Source organism: Halopenitus sp. H-Gu1 (assembly GCF_041821145.1).
GTDB lineage: Archaea > Halobacteriota > Halobacteria > Halobacteriales > Haloferacaceae > Halopenitus.
Genome location: NZ_JBGUBC010000002.1, coordinates 246,971 through 264,431 on the forward strand (window position 1 = coordinate 246,971; position 17,461 = coordinate 264,431).

Sequence of the window (17,461 nt, forward strand, 5' to 3'; positions counted from 1 at the left end):
GGATGTCTGCTGATCGAACGCATCCAGTAGTCGCTTCAGAAGGGATCGTTCCGACGGATCAGGACCGTTCACGGACCGTTCCGCCGGTCAGGCCGTCCCACTCGACGCGACACCCGAGCCGGGACAACGCCGCGCTCGTGTCGTCGATGCCGGCTTCCGCCAGGATGGACTCCACCTCCGCAAGGGACATTCCAGGTTCGATCCGGTCTTTCAGATCCGCGAGGATCCCGGGTCGAACGAACGTTCCGCCGACCCGTTCGTGTTCCGGGGCCGGTATCCCGCCGAGAGCCTCAGTTGCAACGTCATATCGCCTCGCGAGGGCATCCATCGTCACGACGTCCTGATCCGGACGGAGGACGTCAGGAAGGACGGATGCCGCCTCCGCGAGGAGATCGGACTCGTACTCACGGAGCACGTCGACCACGTCTTTTACCCGAACGGTCCGCGAATAGGTCACGGCTCGGTGGTCACGTGCAGCGATCTCCTCACCGACTCCGAGGGATTCGTCGACCGCCACGATCAGATCGACCGATTCCACCGTCTCGAGTTGTGAGAGCTTCTTTTCGACGTACTCCGGCGTCCAAAAGCCCATCACCTCGAAGAAGACGCGAAAGTCGGCGTGGTCGTATTCAAACGAGAAATCCGGGATCATCACGCGCGTTCCCGCCTCAAGCGGCTCGGGCTCGCGAACGAGCGTCCAATCGAGATCGAGCGACCGGAACCGTCCGGCGAAGTCGGCCTCGACGCCGCTATCAAAGGCCGGCTCCGCGAGCGGTTCAACGCCGGGAACCGTCACGTCGGTCTCGGTGAGCGTCATCGTCCGTTCGGTGCCGCGGTCGTCGATCGTGGCCGTCAACCGCCATTCGGGTGTCTCGGCGATCGATCGGAGCAGTCGGGCGAAGGCAGTACCGTACCGACGGGTACCCCGAAACAGGGAATCGGGGCCGGTAACCACGAGTTCCCGTCCCTCCTCCGTCATTTCGATCTCGTACATCAATCCGAGCCGCTTGGTCGCGCTTACGAGCCGTTTCGGATCAGTTGAACGGACGCGAACCTCGATCGCATCGAACAGGGAGGTCTGGGCCAACGACAGGTTGTACCGATCAACGAGTGTGTCCGGGTCCCACCGCGGTTCGAAGCCGGTCATGACCTGCTCGTCCTCGCGGTCGGCATACAGCGATGCCTCGATGTCGGCCGGATCGACGCTGAGTCCGTCCGCCGCAGTCTCTACGGCGAGTTCGCGCTCCGCGGATGTGGTGACACCGACCGATTCGGCGGCCTCGAACGCCTTCCGGCGTGCCCTCCGCGGCGGGAGCGGCGACCGAGTCTGGAAGGTCGCCTCGCGCTCCAGCAGTGCCGCCATCCCTCGAACGAGCTTGAAGTCATCGGCGTTGGCTTCGATATCCTCCAGACGAGCCTCGAGTTCTGCGTATCGTTCGCCCACGTGGCTCCGAAACGTTTCGAGTACGCGGGCCACGAGCCGTCGCTGCTCGCGATCGATGAACTGTGGAGCATACTCACCACCCGCCCTGGAGACGCGGAGATGGTCCTTTCGAAGCACAGGCGTGTCTCGTCTCGAAATCGGTAAAACCCACCGGATGCGATCGTGGGTACTCGCTGGATACGATCGTGGATGCTCCGGGTCACCCACGAACGGGGGACAATACATTTGTATCCCCGAACGGACCCTCGGGTATGCGACGACGAGGCGTTCTGACCGCCGCGATCGCGGCGACGTTTGCTGGCTGTGTCGGGGAACGGCCACCCTCCGGTCCCCGCGCCCCGCCGACCGCCGAGACGTCGTCGGATTCCGGATCGACGACTACCGATCCCCCGCCGGGGTTGCGGCTAGTGGATCGCGACTTCTCCGAGCGAGAGGATGGGATGCTCCTCATCGAGGCGATCGTGACGAACACGGCCCCCGAACAGCGTGCGGGAACGCTCGTCGTAACGGCGGCGACCCCGACCGAGGAAGTCACAAAAACCCGCGATCTGGAGGTCGAACCGGATATCGAAGTCGAGATCGCAATCGAATTCGAGTTACCCTACGCGGAGTTCATAAACGGCGGGAGCCTCTCGATGGATATCGAAACGTGATCGTCCACAGCCGTCACCGACGTCTCTCCGCGACGCGCTCTTCGGCCGTATCCGCGGTGACGAGTTCATACAGGATAGCCCGACCCCCGTCGTCCTTCGGCCGGAGGACCCGTCCGAGTCGCTGGGTGAACTCGCGTTCGCTTCCCGACCCCGAGAGGACGACGGCGACGTTGGCATCCGGTACGTCGACGCCCTCATCGAGCACGTTCGCTGCGAGTATCCGCGAGTAGGTGCCGTCACGAAACCGATCGAGGATCTCGCGACGTTCGGGCGTCCCCGTTTCGTTGGTGATCGCCGGCAGCAGAAACCGCTCCGAGAGTCGATACACGAGGTCCGTGTGTGCCGTAAAGACGATGATCCGATCGTCGCGATGTCGGTCCAACAGCCTTGCGAGCGTCCGCCGTTTGTTCTCGGCGTTCATCATCACCTGACGAGCCTCCTGTTTGGCCAACAGGGCCTCACGAGCACGCGGGTCCCGGCCCGATCGCATGACCAACTTTCGATAGTCGCTCCCGCTTGAAAGCGTGAGTCCTGAATCACGGAGATACCGAACGAACGTCCCTTGCCGGTCTTCGTACCGATCACGTTCCTCGTCGGTCAACTCCACCTCGATCCGCCGAACGTCGTAGGGTGCGAGGTGATCCCCTGCGAGGTCGTCGACCGCGATGTCGTGAACTCGCGGTCCGACCAACTCTTCGATGACGCGATGGGCACCATCCGGTCGTTCGAAGGTGGCGGTCAGTCCGAGCCGTGCCGGCGCGGCGAGAAGTCGCGCGATGTCGCGATATCGCTCTCCTCCAAGGTGGTGTACCTCGTCGAAGACGACGAACCCAAAGACGTCGCCGACGTCGTCGGCTTTGAGATACGCGGAGTCGTACGTCGACACCGTGATCGACTCGCGATGCTGTGTTCCCCCGCCAAACCGACCGATCGGTACCTCGAATTCCCGTTCGAGTTCGCGGACCCACTGTTCGAGGAGGTCGATCGTCGGCACGACGACGAGCGTCGGAACGCCTAGTTCGGCCATTGCGGCGATCGCGATCACCGTCTTTCCGGATCCCGTGGGTAGTTCCAGAACGCCGCGGTCGTCATTGGCGTGCCACGCGTCACGGGCCTCGCGTTGATACTCCCGCAACCGGTAATCCGTCGACAGCGACATCACCGGGTGATCGAACACGTCGTCGACGACGGAGACGCCCGCAACCTCGAGCGCCGTCAGGATCTCATCGTAGTGGACTGCGGGAGCTCTGGCACTATCGATCCGATCGTCGTGTTCGACCCCGGGAAGCGGCGGCAGCTCCTCGTCGGTCTCGATCCGAATGGTCCCGTCCTCGTAGGTGAGCCGTACGGTCATCGGCGCATACGTCCTCTCGAAGATCCACGTATAAAGGCACACCGTCCGGATTGTCGACGGCCGAACGTTCAAACCGGATCGGGAGCCACCGAACCCGTGGACGTTCGATCGGCTCGGCGCGGGATGCGGGTGTGTGGTACGGACGCGCCGAGCGTTCCACGAGCGTAGTCCGTCCCACCTGTTCGCCATGATAAAGGGCCTCCGTCGACGAAGAGAACGTATGCCAGTCGTTGCCTCGATCGTGGCGTTCCTCGTCAGTCTGCTCGTCGGGGGACTCGCGATCTTCATCGCCGCGAGCATCGTCGTCGACTCGCGAAGCTACGAGCACGCGGTCGTCACCGCGTTGATCGGGGCGATCGTCTGGGCGATCGCCGGCGCGTTCACTGGCGTTCCGCTCGTCGGGGAACTCCTTCCACTCCTCGCATGGATCGGCGTCATCAAGTGGCGATATCGCGCCTCGTGGATAGACGCCGGAATCATGGGATTTCTCGCCTGGGCGGCGGCGATACTCGTGTTGGCGGTCCTTCCGTTTGCCGGCATTGACGCGTTCGGCGTCCCGTTCACTTCGACGACCCAGCTGTGACCGAGGACTCCGCTGTGACTGACGACCTCGCTCTGATCGGATCGATCGAGGTCCCGTGATCGAGCCGGATCATCCCCCGGATCAAAAGATCGATTCGCTCACATCCAGGACGTGTGCGGGGCCGCCAACCGACCAGACGTCCGTGTCGATCCCGATCTCCGCGATCCGCGATTCGACCTCCTCAACGTAGGGCTCCCGCGTGTTGACGTACACCGAGGCGCCGGTGTCGGTCGAGAAGTAGACCGGTACGTCCGCCTCTCGGAGTTCTCGAACGGCGTTGAACACCGCGATCGTCTCGGGTTGCCAGTAGACCCATCCGGCCGGCCCCGTCATCGTCGTCGCCGTCAACGATAGCGAGTCGTGTTCGGCCAACTCAAAGATCCGCTCGAACGAGCCCGCACGGAGTGCATCGGTCATCTCGATCAACTGACCGTGTACGTGAGCCATCCGCGCATCGAACATGTGACTCGCCTCCGCCTCCCGGTGGGCCTCCTCCGTCTCCTTGTAGGACGGAACGTGTGCGGCAACGATCCGGAGATCTGATTCGGGATCGAATCCGTCGTCGCCCTCGCCGACTGGAAGGCGGCGAGCACGACAGTCCTCGTCGTTGAGTCCTGTCTCGAGGATCGAGTAGGCGCCGGTCACCGCACGGGCCGCCGACGACGATCCACGTCTGGCGACCGTGGATATCTCCGGCCGGGACATCTCAAGGCCAGCCGCCTCCGTGAGCGCCATCGCCGCCGCTGCGAACCCCGAGGAGGACGACCCGAAGCCGATGTTCGAGGGGAACGAATTCTCACTTTCAAAGCGGACGGCGTGGTCGAATCCGGACAGATCGCGAACGTGATCGACGACCGAGTCGATCCGTTCTCTCGCTCTCCCCTCCACGTCGTCGCCGTCGATGCGGAACACGTCCTCATTGGCATCCGGTTCCCACTCGACGGTGGTCGTAGTCGCCGTTGGGGCTGTACAAAGGCTGATGCTGTCGTGATACGGAAGTCGAAGTTGCTCGTCGCGCATCCCGTGGTACTTGACGAGCCCCTGGATCGGATGCGCTCGTGCCGTGGCTTTCATATCCGGTATGTTCGGGTAACGGGGGATTAGCGTTGCGAATGATCGAGGAAATCGACTCCGAAGCCACTGGAGATCGATACCATGACAGGATCGATGCCATGACAAGAGTTTTGCCGCCCGTACGCGGATCAGATCGGTATGACCGACTACACCGTCAAGTTCGTCGGGACCGGCGAGACGATCGAGGTATCCGACACGCAGACGATCCTCAACGCCTGTCTGGAGGAGGGCATCGCCCAGGAGTATTCCTGTCGGGTCGGCATGTGTCTGGCCTGTTCGGCGGAGATCGTCGAGGGCGAGGTGACCCAGCCTGCGGCACGTGGGCTCACTGACGAGGAGGCGTCCCACTACGCCCTGACGTGTATGGCGCGCCCGAAATCCGATCTTCGACTCGATCGAGGGGTCTATCCTCCGAGCATCGAGAACGCATCGCCCGGGAACGAACCGTCCGCGGCTGACGACTGACGGTGTACTCGCGGCTCACGACGGCGCCCGGGACCATCCGGAGAACGACTCCGCGGGATGACCCGACGGATTCAAGACGGTTCCAACCCGCGAAGTAGACAATGCGTCAGGACCACCTCATCACCGCGACTCAACTCTCGCGGGCGGACATCGAGGCGGTGCTCGACCGGGCACGGACGATCGACGAGTCACGGTCGGCGTTCACACAGCGATATTCCGGATCCGTGCTCGCGTTGTGCTTTTTCGAGCCGAGCACGCGAACGAAGATGAGCTTCGAGACGGCGGCAAAGCGGCTCGGTGCCGACACGATCGACATGGGATCGATCGAGTCGTCATCGGTAAAGAAGGGCGAATCGCTTGCCGACACCGCTCGGGTGATCGAGGGATACGCCGACGCGATCGTGTTGCGCCATCCGAGCGAGGGCTCCGCGAAGATGGCCTCGGAGTTCGTCGACGTGCCGGTGATAAACGCCGGCGACGGAGCCGGACAACACCCCTCACAGACGCTCCTCGATCTATACACCATCCGGGAACGGCACGGCCTCGACGATCTCACGATCGGGATCATGGGTGATCTCAAGTACGGCCGGACGGTTCACTCGCTGTCGGCGGCGTTGACGAACTTCGACGTCCGACAACATTTCATCAGCCCCGAATCGCTTCGACTCCCACGGTCGGTTCGGTTCGACCTCCACGAGGCGGGCGCACAGGTCCGCGAACACACCGACCTCGAGGCGGTCCTCTCCGAACTTGATGTCCTGTACGTCACCCGGATCCAGCGCGAGCGATTCCCCGACGAGAACGAGTACCGGACGGTCGCCGGTGAATACCGGATCGACGAGGAAACGCTCTCTACTGCCCGTGATGACCTGACGATCATGCATCCACTTCCCCGCGTCGACGAGATCGCACCGACGATCGACGAGACCGATCACGCCCGGTATTTCGAACAAGCACACAACGGCGTTCCGGTGCGGATGGCACTTTTGGATATCCTCCTTGGAGGTGAAGACTGATGAGTTCCGATCGATCCGAACACGAACTCCGCGTCTCGAAGATCCGCAATGGAACCGTGATCGACCACATCGCGGGCGGGCAAGCGCTCAACGTGCTCGCGATCCTCGGAATCGACGGATCCGAGGGATTCGGCGTCTCGATCGGAATGAACGTCCCCTCGGATCGCCTCGGCCACAAGGACATTCTCAAGGTGGAAGGCAGGGAGTTGAGCCAATCGGAGGTCGACGTGCTCTCGCTCATCGCGCCGGAGGCGACGATCAACATCGTCCGCGAGTATAACGTCGTGGAGAAGAACCGAGTCGAGCCCCCCGAGGAGGTCGTCGGCGTGCTATCGTGTCCAAACCGAAACTGCATTTCTAATGACTCGGAGCCGGTGGAAACCCGCTTTGAGGTGCTCGATGAGGGGGTTCGCTGTGATTACTGCTCGGAGATCATCCGCGAGCAGATCGCGGACCACATCGACGTCTGAGGGCGGCGATCGTCGCGTTCGAAACGGTGATCGTCCCGGTAGTTTTTAGCCGTCTCCGACCAACATTCAATCATGGCTTCGAAATCAAAACTGGTAGTCGCATTGGTCCTCATAGCCGTCGTATACTTCCTCATCTCCGGCGACAAGGAGCCGGTTGAGGTCGAATAGCCGATCCCGTAGGCGACACCGATTCGGTTCCGGATCGCCCGGGTCCGCCGCGCACGCGAACGTCCTTTTTAACACTGCTCGTCGAGTAGCCGGCGGTATGTACGGGATCGTCACGCGAAACGCCGACGACGTCACGATGGACCAGTTCGATCGCGGCTTCTATGAGGTGAAAGACGTCACCGGGCGGGCAGCTGATCCTCTCACGAACGCGGTGAACATGGTCTCGTGTTTCGGCGATAACGCGGCCGCAAGCCAGAACCCCGATCTGGTTCCGGTTAACGACCGCGGGGAGACGGCGACACGCGACCGATCTCACTTCGATTGGGCGTACGTCTGTCCGACACATCCGGAGTACCGCGATGGGTTGCTGGAGATCGTCGAGGACTGTGCGGAACGATATCCGGACGTTCGATTGGACGACGTCGGATTCCCACGGGAAGGGTACTGTCGATGTGACCGGTGTGAACGATCGTTCGCCCGGAGCGACCACGAGGACTGGGCGGACTGGCGCGCCGAGGTGATAACGGAGTTCGTCGCGGAGGCCAGCGATCGCATCCCCGGACGAACGTACCTCACGCTGTATCCGGATCCCCACCCGGGACACCTGTATGAACGCGCCGGTCTCGACCTCCAGGCACTCACCGAGTACGTCGATGAGTTCGTCGTCCCGCTTTATGACGTCGAGTACGGCACGACCTACTGGCTCGAGGCGATCGCACGCGGATTCCGATCGCGGCTCGGTGGCGATTACGACATCCATGGTGCCCCGCCACGAACGCCCTTCTCGGTCGAATTGTATGCGGTCGACGTCGACGTCGACGCGCTCGTGCATGCGACTGAGGTCGCGGAAGTCTACGCGAAGGACGTCTTCTTCGGATACGATGCGGGAAACGCCGCGGCCGCAGTCCGGCGTAAGGATGCCGACTCACGGGGTGGCGAGACCCACCGACCCGACGATTCGTGACTGGACGGTCGATGGTGAACATCGAGACCGTCGATTCCCGATCTCACTCGAGTCGAGCGAGGAGGTTGAGCACGTAGATCGTTCGCAGCATCTCCGCGGACTGTCCCGCCTTAAAGGTAAGACCGTCGGTATCCATGACGTGTGAGAGCACGTCCCGTGAGGCGTGTTCGGGAGCCGCGGAGAGACCGGTCCCGTTCGCTTCGGCCCAGCGCATCATCCTGAGATCGGATTTGCTGTCGCCCATTACGAGTACGAACGGATCGTCGATCCCGAGCACATCGAGTGCGGCCGTGATGCCCTCGACCTTGTTGAGTTCGAGCGAGCTGATCTCGGCTGCGTCGGCGTGGTAGTAGCCGACGTCGATCAACTCGAAAAGTTCGCGAACGTGATCCGGGATCGCCTCCACGTCGCGGTCACTCATCTCGCCGGCCGCCTCGAGAACCTCGCTGATCTCCGGATCGAGATGCCCGTAGTGTGTACGCGCCCACTGGCCGCCGATCTCCGGGTCGACGTCGTCCGCTCCGTCCCGTTCGGATCGAACGTCAACGACCGCCGCTCCGAGGAGATCGAGCAGGTGGACCAGTCCACGATCGATGACGGTCTCGGCGTCGGAACTTCCCGTCTCGAAGTTCGGCTTGAGCGTCACGTTGAACTCGTTGCCTTGGAGGTGGCACCCGCGTCGGACCGCCTCCGGAGCTTCCGAGAGAACGCGCGTCCGAACCGACTCGAAGACGGAGCGGATCTCGTCGCCGAGATCCTCATAGAGGAGCTGCTTCGTTCGCGATCCGTGACCGGGCGTGAACACGCCGTTTCCGGCCTCATAGACGATCGAGAGGGTTCCGGAGTGGACGAGTTCGTTCCCGAGTCCCTGGATCATGAACCCCTTCACGTTCTCGAGAGTCTGTCCAGTACAGATGACGATCGGCACGCCCCGTTCGTGAAATTCCGTGAGCAGATAGAGGGTCTCGCGGGGGATCTCGTTGTCGGTCCCGCCGGCCGATCGAAGCGTCTCGTCGACGTCGAGAACGAGCGCGTTGACCGCCCGCCCGTACCGATTTAGGAGATCGAGGGAGGTGAACGCGATCTCGCGGTTCGCGTAGGCCGCGATCTCCGCGAAGGTGGTGCCTGCGGGAAACGCCTCACGGATCGCCGTCTTCCGCTGGTCAAGTTCGTCGCTCGCCTCCTCCCAGTGTTCGAGAGCCACCCGGGAGTCGACGGGCGGAAAGAGGTCGACGAAGAACTGGTACTCGCGGAGGGTCTCCGTGTCGAACTCCTCGTAGAGACGATACAGAAGGTCGTACCGTTCCATACGGGTGCGTCACGCTCGGGGGTTAAGAACGTACTCAACCGTCGACTGGAATCCGGATACCGCCGACACCGATCCGCGTGGGTCGGGAACTCACGCGTTCGCCTGCAGCCACTCGATCGCGTCATCGAGGTCCGTCTCCGGCGGCGAGCAGGCAAATCCGCGACAGGCGTAAACCGTCGGCTCCCCGTCGATCGCGTCGCGGCCGGCCCAGACGGGCGGAACCTCGGAGAGTCCCAGTCGGTCACACCACTCGTCGAGACGCTCGTCGTCCGTCGGTCGCGGCGCCACGACCGCACCCGGAAGGGATGTCTCAGAGAGCGTCTCCCACCAGTCGCTCGGGAGGTCCGGGCCGACGACCACGATCTCGGTTCCACCGCGCTCGAGTCGGTCCGCGACGAGAGCCAACGAGACGTGTTCGAGCGGACTCGCCCGGATCCGATCGGCATGCGTCTCGACCACGCGCTCGGCAATCGTTCGGTAGGGTCGTTCGGAGTCACTTCCGACGAATCCCTCCAGATCGGCGAGCAGTCCGGCTGCGATCCCGACGTTCGAGGGGAGCGACCGGTCCGTCAGATCCCGGGGACGAACCGAGAGACGGCTCCCGTCGGCGTCGGTTTCGGTTTCCGCCGGGGTCGTATACATCGTCCCGGCTTCCTCGTCGTAGAAGGCGGAGACGATACGGTCGGCCAGATCGATCGCGAACTCGAGGTGGGCGATCTCTCCGGTGATTTGGTAGGTATCGAACGCACCACGCGCCAGATATGCGTAGTCCCCGAGGTAGCCGGGGCCCTCCCGATCGCCGTCGATGATGCGCCGATCGAGTCGGTTCTCATCGGCGTCCCAGAGGGTTTCACGGAGAAACTCGATCGCCGACTCCGCCCGCTCCGCGAGCGACGGATCGAGGACCTGTGCGCCGGCGGCGAACGCCGATATCATCCGCCCGTTCCAACCGGCGATGATCTTCTCGTCGCGTGCGGGGCGTGGGCGCTCCTCGCGAGCCTCGTACAATGCCGCACGTGCGTCCATCAGGCGTTCGCCGATCGACGTCCGATCGAGGCCGTACTCGTCCGCGAGATCGTCCATCGATGTCGAGATCGTCGGGACGGTCGTTCCTCCCTCGAAGTTGCCGCCTCGCGAGATACCATAGCGATCGCGGACGATCGAGGCGTCAGGGTCCTCGAGGACGGTATCGACTTCATCGGGCGTCCATGTGTAGAAGGCACCTTCTTCCGGTTCGAGAGCGTCGGCCGGACCGCCCGCTGCCCGCCGTGACTGCGGCGGAACGCTCCGCGCATCGAGCGTGCCGTAGAACCCTCCTCGATCGTTCATCAGTTCCTGCTCGACGAACGCGAAGGTCTCGCGAGCGACCCGTGCGTACGTGGGATCGCCGGTCTGCTGGAAGGCGCGCAGATACACGCGTGGGAGTTCCGCGTTGTCGTAGAGCATCTTCTCGAAGTGCGGGATCGTCCAGGATCGGTCCGTCGCGTATCGATGGAAGCCACCGCCGACGTGGTCGTACATCCCGCCCGCGGCCATCGCGTCGAGCGTTCCGGTGGCCGCCTCCAGGATCTCATCGCGGCCTGAAACCGCGTACGCGCGACAGAGCATCTCGATCCGACCGGGAAGCGGGAACTTCGGCCCGTCACTGCCGAACCCGCCGTGTTTCTCGTCGTACCCACGGATAGCAGCGGTCGCCGCCTCCTCTAAGATCTCGCTACCCGGCGACTCGCCCGGCTGTTCGGGGACGGATTCGACGCGATCGCGTGCCGCCTTCCTCCACTGGTCGGCACGCGTTTTCATTTCGGCGCGCTGGTCAGGATCGTTCCAGGAATCCGCGATCCGTTCACACAGCTGTGTGAATCCCGGCCGTCCGTGGGTTGACTCCGTTGGGAAGTAGGTCCCGATATAAAACGGGTCTCCCTCGGGCGTACACCACGCCGAAAGCGGCCACCCGCCGCCACCAGTCACCAGTTGACAGATAGTCATGAACACCGAATCGACGTCGGGGCGTTCCTCGCGGTCGATCTTGATCGGGACGAACGACTCATTGAGCAGCCGGGCCACCGACGGGTCCGAGAAGCTCTCCTCCTCCATCACATGACACCAGTGACACGCCGAGTATCCGATCGATACGAAGACGGGGACGTCGTGTTCCTTCGCGATCTCGAAGGCCCGATCGTCCCAGGGTTGCCAGTTGACGGGGTTGTCCGCGTGCGCTTGCAGATACGGACTCGCCTCCTCCGTCAGTCGGTTTCGATCCGTCGGAGTGGACATATCACGAATAGCGGTTCCACCGTGAAAAGACGCCCTAACACGGACGCCGCTCTCGACGGCGATATCCACATCTATGGATCGGTGTTCGGTTTTCAAGGACAAGGTTTACACTACCGTGAGCAAACCTCTCGCGTATGACCGAGACCGTCCTGCTGGTCGGTGGCGGCGGCCGTGAGCACGCGATCGCGCGTGCGCTCGCGGACGACTGTGACCTGTATGCGTGTGCGAAAAACGAGAATCCGGGCATCGTTCGGATCGCTTCCGGTTTCGAGTCCATCGACGAGACGGACGCCGACGCGATCGTCGAGTACGCGGAGTCGATCGGCGCCGACGCCGCGATCATCGGCCCGGAAGCGGGACTCGCCGCCGGCGTCTCCGACGCCCTTGACGCGGCGGGGATCTACGCGTTCGGTCCGCGCTCGGAGGAGGCACGGATCGAGACGGACAAGGCCTTCCAGCGGCGGTTCATGCGTGAGAACGCGGTCCCCGGTTGCCCGGATTTCGAGACCTTCGAGGACATGGAGGCGGCCTGTCGATATATCGACGAGTACGACGGCGATCTCGCCGTCAAGCCGGCCGGCCTGACCGGCGGCAAGGGCGTGAAGGTGATCGGCGACCAGGTCACCGCGGCGGAGGCGAAGACGTACCTCCGGGAGTCCGACTACGATCGGGTCGTCCTGGAGGAACGGCTCGTCGGCGAGGAGTTCACGATCCAGGCGTTCGTCGCGAACGAGGAAGTGCGAACCACCCCCGCAGTCCAGGACCACAAACGCGCCTACGAAGGCGACGAAGGGCCCAACACCGGCGGGATGGGCTCCTACTCAGATACGGGGTTCTCGCTCCCGTTCATGGATGAGGGCGATTACGAGGCCGCCGTCGCGATCATCGAGGCAGTCGTTGATGCCTTACCGGCGTACAAGGGGATCCTCTACGGCCAGTTCATGCTCACGGAGGAGGGACCGAGGGTCGTCGAATTCAACGCTCGATTCGGCGATCCGGAAGCGATGAACACGCTGCCGGTTCTCGAGACGCCGTTTCTCGACGTTATCACGGCCGCACGCGACGGGAATCCCCTTCCTGAACTCGAGTTCACCGGGGAGGCGACCGTCTGTAAGTACGCGGTACCGGACGGGTATCCGACCGATCCGGACGCGGGCGCCCGTATCGACGTCGACGAGGAGAGCGTGGGTGATGCGCTGTTATTCTACGCAAGCGTGGAGGACCGCGGTGACGGGATCTACACCACGACCTCACGGGCCTTCGCCGTCGTCGGGCTCGGCGAATCGATCGCCGTCGCGGAGGCGTCCGCCGAGGAGGGGCTTGCCGCCGCGGGCGATCGCGTCCGAATCCGCCATGACATCGGCACCCGAGATCTCGTCGAACGCCGGATCGACCACATGGACGCGATTCGGGAGTGATTGCTTCCGGATGTGATTGCTTCCGGATGTGATTGCTTCCGGATGTGATTGCTTCCGGATGTGATTGCTTCCGGATGTGATTGCTTCCGGATGTGATTGCTTCCGGATGTGATTGCTTCCGGATGTGATTGCTCCGAGAGAGACCGCGTACCCTACCGTCAGGTCGAGGGATGTTCGATGGGGGTCCTCGCCCTCAGCAACCGTCGGCCATGCGCTCGGGCGACCGAGGTGGCCGCTCTCGGCTCGTGCCGGTTTGGACGACGGTCGGAGACATCACGGACGCGTCGCCCGAGCGAGCCAGGTCTCCGGATTCTGTCGTTTGACTTCGAACGACTCCAGTCCGTCTTCCGCCTCGTCGCCGAGTATCTTCCGTAGATAGCCCCGAACTGGCGTGGGATCCCGATCGCTGACGACGTACAGTCGTTCACCGGAGTCGACCGATTCGAACGCATCCTTCACTCGCTCACGTCGTTCGTCCGACGGAACGTCGCGTAGATCGACCGCGTTCTCCGGCACGTCGATCTCCCAGACCTCGTCGAAGCGCTCCGTCACGGCGGCGCCGAGGTCCCGAGCATGCCGTGTGAGTCCGTCCGGCGTCGGCCGTGGCGTCTCCTGCATCGTGGGCGAAAAGGGAATTTCTTCGAGGATCGGCACCTCCAACGACTCGATCGGATTCGGTCCCTCGAAGAGGTCGTGGGGATGATCACACTCATCACAGACGAACGTCCCCATGTTCGCGACCACTCCGAGTACCGGCACGTCGTTTTCCTCGAACAACTGGACCGAGCGATGGGTGTCCGAGACCGCCGCATGGAACGGCGTCGTGACGAGGACGACGCCATCTATGGGGACCTCCTGGAGCGTCGTTAACGCGACGTCGCCGGTGCCGGGCGGCATGTCGACGACGATAGTGTCCGGGTCGCTCCACGCGGTGTCCTCATAGAGGTCGGAAAGTGCGTCGTGCGCCATCGCTCCCCGCCAGGCAAGCGGTCCGCTGTCGGACAGCAGTCCCATGCTCATCACTTCGAGGCCGTCGACGTCGATCGGGACCGGCTTCCCGTCGTCATCGCTGTATACGGGACCGGTCGCTTCGAGGACCGCCGGGACGTTCGGCCCGTAGATGTCCGCGTCGAACAGCCCCACGCTGGATGAATCTTCGTCCGCGTGGTTGGCGTCTTCGTCGACGGCGAGTGCGCACGCAAGCATGGTCGCAACCGTGGTCTTCCCGACGCCGCCCTTCGCGCTCGCGACCGCGATGACGCGATCCGCGGTTTGGATGCCGGACGCGCGCCCATCCAGATCCGGACTCGGGTCGATCTGCTCGACGTGCACCCCGGCGACCTCCTCGATGTCCGAGACTGCGCGTACCATCGTCGCCGATACTTGTTCTGCACTCTCTCGCGGGAACTCACGGAGGTCGGCCTCGATCGTCACGCTCTCACCGGATATTTCGAGGTTCTCCACGAGGCCGGCATCGAACACGGTTACGTCCGATTCGGGATCGCGAACCCGTCGGAGCGCCGCCTCGACCGCATCCTTCGAGACCGGCTCGTCGGGATTCGTCGGTTCCTCCGGGTCCGACGCATCACCGCGGGATCCGTCGACAGCGTTCTCGGCGTCCGATTCGTCCGCAGCTGATGGGTTGGGAGTGTCCTGGGACATCTTAGAGATCCGGTCGTCGGTTCAGCGTGCTTTCGCCGGGGAGCGCGGTGCTGTCGTTCTCGGTGCCGCCGGTGAACTGGCGACGGAACTTCCCGGGATCGGCATCGAGCGCGCGCGCGGCAGTACTGCGGACGACCTTGGGTTCCGCGTCGTCATTCGCGACGGTTTCCAGGCGTTCGGTCGCGCGCTCGTCGTCGACGCCCGCAAGGAGGTGGACGGCCCATTCACGGAGGCGTTCACTCTCCGCGCGCGAGCACGCCAGGAGTACCGGGAGGAGGTCCTCGCCCCGGCGTTTGAACAGCGAGACCATCGCGTTCCGTACCACTGCGTGGTGGCCGTCGTCGAGCGCGCCCTCGATCGCATCGGCGTACGCCGCGCGGTCGATGCGGTCGAGCGCGACGACGGCTTCCGCGCGCACCCACGGGTCGTCGTCCTCAAGGGTTGCGACTGCCGCTTCGCCCGCGCGTTCACCACCGAGGTCGCCGAGAGCTTCGACCGCGAACTGGCGGACGTCGTCGTCCGCGTCCGCGAGACCGTACTCGACGAGCGCGTCGAGCACGGCCTCGGTGCGTCGTTCCTCGCCGAGCGCGAGCGCGGCGCGCCGACGTTCGACGGGATCGCCCTCACGGAGGTCCGCGATCTTCGATGCGGCGGACTCACTCGCGATGGGCGCGATGTCGGTCGCCTGGAGCTCTCTCGGCGTCGCCTCGCCGATCGTGACGTCACGACTCACCTCGATGTCCGAGAGGCCGTCGGCGTCCTCACCGAACCCAGGGCTCTCCTCGGGATGTACGCGGGGGTCGGTCGGCCCGTCGGTCGCCTCGTCGGGGTCTCTCATTCGGCAGTCACCTCCGTCGTGGACCCGTCTCCGGGAGCATCCGCGAGCACGTCGTCGAGATCGGTGCAGGCGAGCATCGTGCCGAGGAGGATTGCCATCGCGGCCCCCGGCGTCGCGGGTGCACCAGCCAGGAGCAGGATGGTAGCTCCGGCCACGAGCGCAGGTGCACCCCGGCGGAGGCCAGCGATGACCGCGGCAACCCCGCCGAAGACGGCGGTCGCGACGAGCAGATGTGCGCCGTCGACGACGCCGAAGCCGACGAGAAGCGCGCTCCCCGCGAGATACGGTGCACTCGTACTGGCTGCGATGACCGCGAGGAAACCAACGGCGCCAGCGACGAGCGCGATCGGATCGCCGCCGGTTCGGATCACGAGAAGCGTCAATGCGGCGAGGAACAGGCTAGTTCCGAGTCCACGGACGCCGACATCGACGATCCCCGTGGTCGTCGCGAGCGAGATACCGATCGCGGCCAGGAATCCGGCAGTGACGAGTCGGCGCCTCACTCCGCGGTACGAGCGTGGGAGTCCGAGTGCACCGGCCAGCGCGAGGGCACCACCGCCCGTGATCGCGACGACCGCGGGGAGCACGGCCGCATCGGCGAGCACGCCGAACACGCCGAACACGCCCGCAAACAGGAGACCGACGCGAACCACGGCATTCCGCGTGGCGAAGGCGGTCGTCCCGAGGGCGATACCCACAAGGACTGCCGCGAGGGTGCCGACGCCAACGAGAACGCTGCTCGGGAACTCGATCGGATCGAACGGGACGTTGTACAGCACGCGGAGCACGGTCACAGTGGCGACCGCAACGGTGGCGAGGCCGCCCACTACGAGTACGCGCTGGCGCGGCGCCTCAAGTCTCGATCGCACGCTGGCGAGCGCTCGCTGGGCACTCGCGCCGCCCGATCCGGAACTGCCGTCGCCGTCGAGATCGGTCGTCCGTGAGCTCAGCGGCCCTCACCTCCGTTCTTCGCGTTGTCGCTGCTCGAAGCGGTTGCGGCGCGTCCGGCGCCGACATCGAGGCGTGCATCGAGGTCGTCGACGTCGGCTTCGGTGAAGTCGTCGAGGAACGCTGTGAGACGGCCGTAGATGCTCGTGCCGGGTTCCTCGGCGAGGGCGTCGTGTAGCCCCGTGACCAGGATGGTGAGATGGCGGTCGTGGAAGTCGAGTCGCGCGCGGTCGACGTCCGCACCGCCCGCGACGGCGTCGGCTGCGGCGAGTCGGCAGAGGTAGCCCGCGAACTCGAGTTCGAGCCGGACGTGGTCGTGGTGGCGGCGTTCCTCCTGGTCGATCTCGCATCCGAAGTACTCGTAGGCGCGAGCGAGGTCGAGGTTGACGTCGTTCCAGGAGACCGCCGAGCGGTATGCGGACTCATAAAGCGACACGGGCGGACCCTGGTTGTCGATCGTGCCGTCGGTCCCGTCGATGACCTCGGAGTACCCGACGACGAAGAGGTCATTGTACCGCGCGGCGAGCGTGTTGCGGTCATCGTCGACCGTGAGATCGGGTGAGTCGACGGCCAAGCCGGTGTGGTCGACGAACGTCGCGAACTCCTCGTCGAACGATCCGTCCGCGAGAGCGCCGTACAGTTCCGGGTCGGGTTCGCCGAACGCGCGCGCTGCGAGGGCGTACACGGCGCCACGGGCGCCGGTCTCGGTGTCGATCGCGCCGAGCACGGGCTCGTCACGCTCGCTTTCGACATCATCGTCGGCCATGTTCGAGACGTCGTCACGCTCCGCGTCGTCCGCATTCGTCTTCGGCGTCGTCATC

General features: G+C 64.1%; 16 protein-coding genes. 7 read left to right on the forward strand and 9 right to left on the reverse strand.

Annotation, left to right across the window (positions count from 1 at the left end; genetic code table 11):
• Window positions 1–58 precede the first annotated feature (58 nt).
• Window positions 59–1,561 (reverse strand): DUF790 family protein, encoded by a 1,503-nt coding sequence (locus ACERIT_RS02855; protein WP_373673291.1) that lies wholly within the window; start codon window positions 1,559–1,561, stop codon window positions 59–61.
• Between the two features lie 134 nt (window positions 1,562–1,695).
• Between ACERIT_RS02855 and ACERIT_RS02860 the strand changes: the two genes are divergently transcribed.
• Window positions 1,696–2,097 carry a hypothetical protein gene (locus ACERIT_RS02860; RefSeq protein ID WP_373673292.1) on the forward strand — a complete coding sequence of 134 codons (402 nt, stop codon included), beginning with the start codon at window positions 1,696–1,698 and terminating at the stop codon, window positions 2,095–2,097.
• Window positions 2,098–2,110: 13 nt separating this feature from the next.
• Here ACERIT_RS02860 and ACERIT_RS02865 read toward each other — a convergent pair whose 3' ends face one another.
• Window positions 2,111–3,451 carry a DEAD/DEAH box helicase gene (locus ACERIT_RS02865; protein ID WP_373673293.1) on the reverse strand — a complete coding sequence of 447 codons (1,341 nt, stop codon included), beginning with the start codon at window positions 3,449–3,451 and terminating at the stop codon, window positions 2,111–2,113.
• Between the two features lie 220 nt (window positions 3,452–3,671).
• Between ACERIT_RS02865 and ACERIT_RS02870 the strand changes: the two genes are divergently transcribed.
• Window positions 3,672–4,034 (forward strand): hypothetical protein, encoded by a 363-nt coding sequence (locus ACERIT_RS02870; protein ID WP_373673294.1) that lies wholly within the window; start codon window positions 3,672–3,674, stop codon window positions 4,032–4,034.
• Between the two features lie 81 nt (window positions 4,035–4,115).
• Here the strand turns inward: ACERIT_RS02870 and mvaD are convergent, their stop codons facing one another.
• On the reverse strand, window positions 4,116–5,108 hold the full coding sequence (gene mvaD, locus ACERIT_RS02875; RefSeq protein WP_373673295.1) for a phosphomevalonate decarboxylase MvaD: 993 nt from the start codon (window positions 5,106–5,108) through the stop codon (window positions 4,116–4,118).
• Window positions 5,109–5,246: 138 nt separating this feature from the next.
• Between mvaD and ACERIT_RS02880 the strand changes: the two genes are divergently transcribed.
• From ACERIT_RS02880 to ACERIT_RS02895, 4 genes are all read left to right on the forward strand, one after another.
• Window positions 5,247–5,573, forward strand: coding sequence for a 2Fe-2S iron-sulfur cluster-binding protein (locus tag ACERIT_RS02880; RefSeq protein WP_373673296.1), 327 nt, complete (start codon window positions 5,247–5,249; stop codon window positions 5,571–5,573).
• A gap of 101 nt (window positions 5,574–5,674) precedes the next feature.
• Window positions 5,675–6,589 (forward strand): aspartate carbamoyltransferase, encoded by a 915-nt coding sequence (pyrB, locus tag ACERIT_RS02885; protein WP_373673297.1) that lies wholly within the window; start codon window positions 5,675–5,677, stop codon window positions 6,587–6,589.
• A complete protein-coding gene (gene pyrI / locus ACERIT_RS02890; RefSeq protein WP_373673298.1) occupies window positions 6,589–7,059 on the forward strand; it encodes an aspartate carbamoyltransferase regulatory subunit in 471 nt (156 codons plus the stop codon). The genes pyrB and pyrI overlap by 1 nt, the downstream gene beginning before the upstream one ends.
• A 265-nt stretch (window positions 7,060–7,324) precedes the next feature.
• Entirely contained in the window at window positions 7,325–8,191 is an 867-nt protein-coding gene (locus ACERIT_RS02895) for a family 10 glycosylhydrolase (protein ID WP_373673299.1), read from the forward strand.
• Window positions 8,192–8,234: 43 nt separating this feature from the next.
• Here ACERIT_RS02895 and ACERIT_RS02900 read toward each other — a convergent pair whose 3' ends face one another.
• Both ACERIT_RS02900 and ACERIT_RS02905 read right to left on the reverse strand, forming a co-directional pair.
• A complete protein-coding gene (locus tag ACERIT_RS02900; protein WP_373673300.1) occupies window positions 8,235–9,500 on the reverse strand; it encodes an HAD family hydrolase in 1,266 nt (421 codons plus the stop codon).
• 90 nt (window positions 9,501–9,590) lie between these two features.
• Window positions 9,591–11,774: a thioredoxin domain-containing protein gene (locus ACERIT_RS02905; protein WP_373673301.1), complete on the reverse strand. Its 2,184-nt coding sequence runs from the start codon at window positions 11,772–11,774 to the stop codon at window positions 9,591–9,593.
• A gap of 134 nt (window positions 11,775–11,908) precedes the next feature.
• On the opposite strand from ACERIT_RS02905, the gene purD reads away from it, so the two are divergent.
• Window positions 11,909–13,192 (forward strand): phosphoribosylamine--glycine ligase, encoded by a 1,284-nt coding sequence (purD, locus tag ACERIT_RS02910; RefSeq protein WP_373673302.1) that lies wholly within the window; start codon window positions 11,909–11,911, stop codon window positions 13,190–13,192.
• A gap of 273 nt (window positions 13,193–13,465) precedes the next feature.
• On the opposite strand, the gene ACERIT_RS02915 is transcribed toward purD, so the two are convergent.
• The 4 genes from ACERIT_RS02915 to ACERIT_RS02930 form a co-directional block, all read right to left on the reverse strand.
• Window positions 13,466–14,854, reverse strand: a complete 1,389-nt coding sequence (locus ACERIT_RS02915) for a P-loop NTPase (RefSeq protein WP_373673303.1) — start codon at window positions 14,852–14,854, stop codon at window positions 13,466–13,468.
• A gap of 1 nt (window position 14,855) precedes the next feature.
• Window positions 14,856–15,692: a HEAT repeat domain-containing protein gene (locus ACERIT_RS02920; RefSeq protein ID WP_373673304.1), complete on the reverse strand. Its 837-nt coding sequence runs from the start codon at window positions 15,690–15,692 to the stop codon at window positions 14,856–14,858.
• The gene (locus ACERIT_RS02925; protein ID WP_373673305.1) at window positions 15,689–16,561 is read right to left on the reverse strand and encodes a phosphate ABC transporter permease; all 873 of its coding nucleotides are present in this window, start codon (window positions 16,559–16,561) and stop codon (window positions 15,689–15,691) included. Before ACERIT_RS02925 ends, ACERIT_RS02920 begins: the two co-directional genes overlap by 4 nt.
• 77 nt (window positions 16,562–16,638) lie before the next feature.
• Window positions 16,639–17,460 (reverse strand): molecular chaperone TorD family protein, encoded by an 822-nt coding sequence (locus ACERIT_RS02930; protein ID WP_373673306.1) that lies wholly within the window; start codon window positions 17,458–17,460, stop codon window positions 16,639–16,641.
• Window position 17,461: the final 1 nt, after the last annotated feature.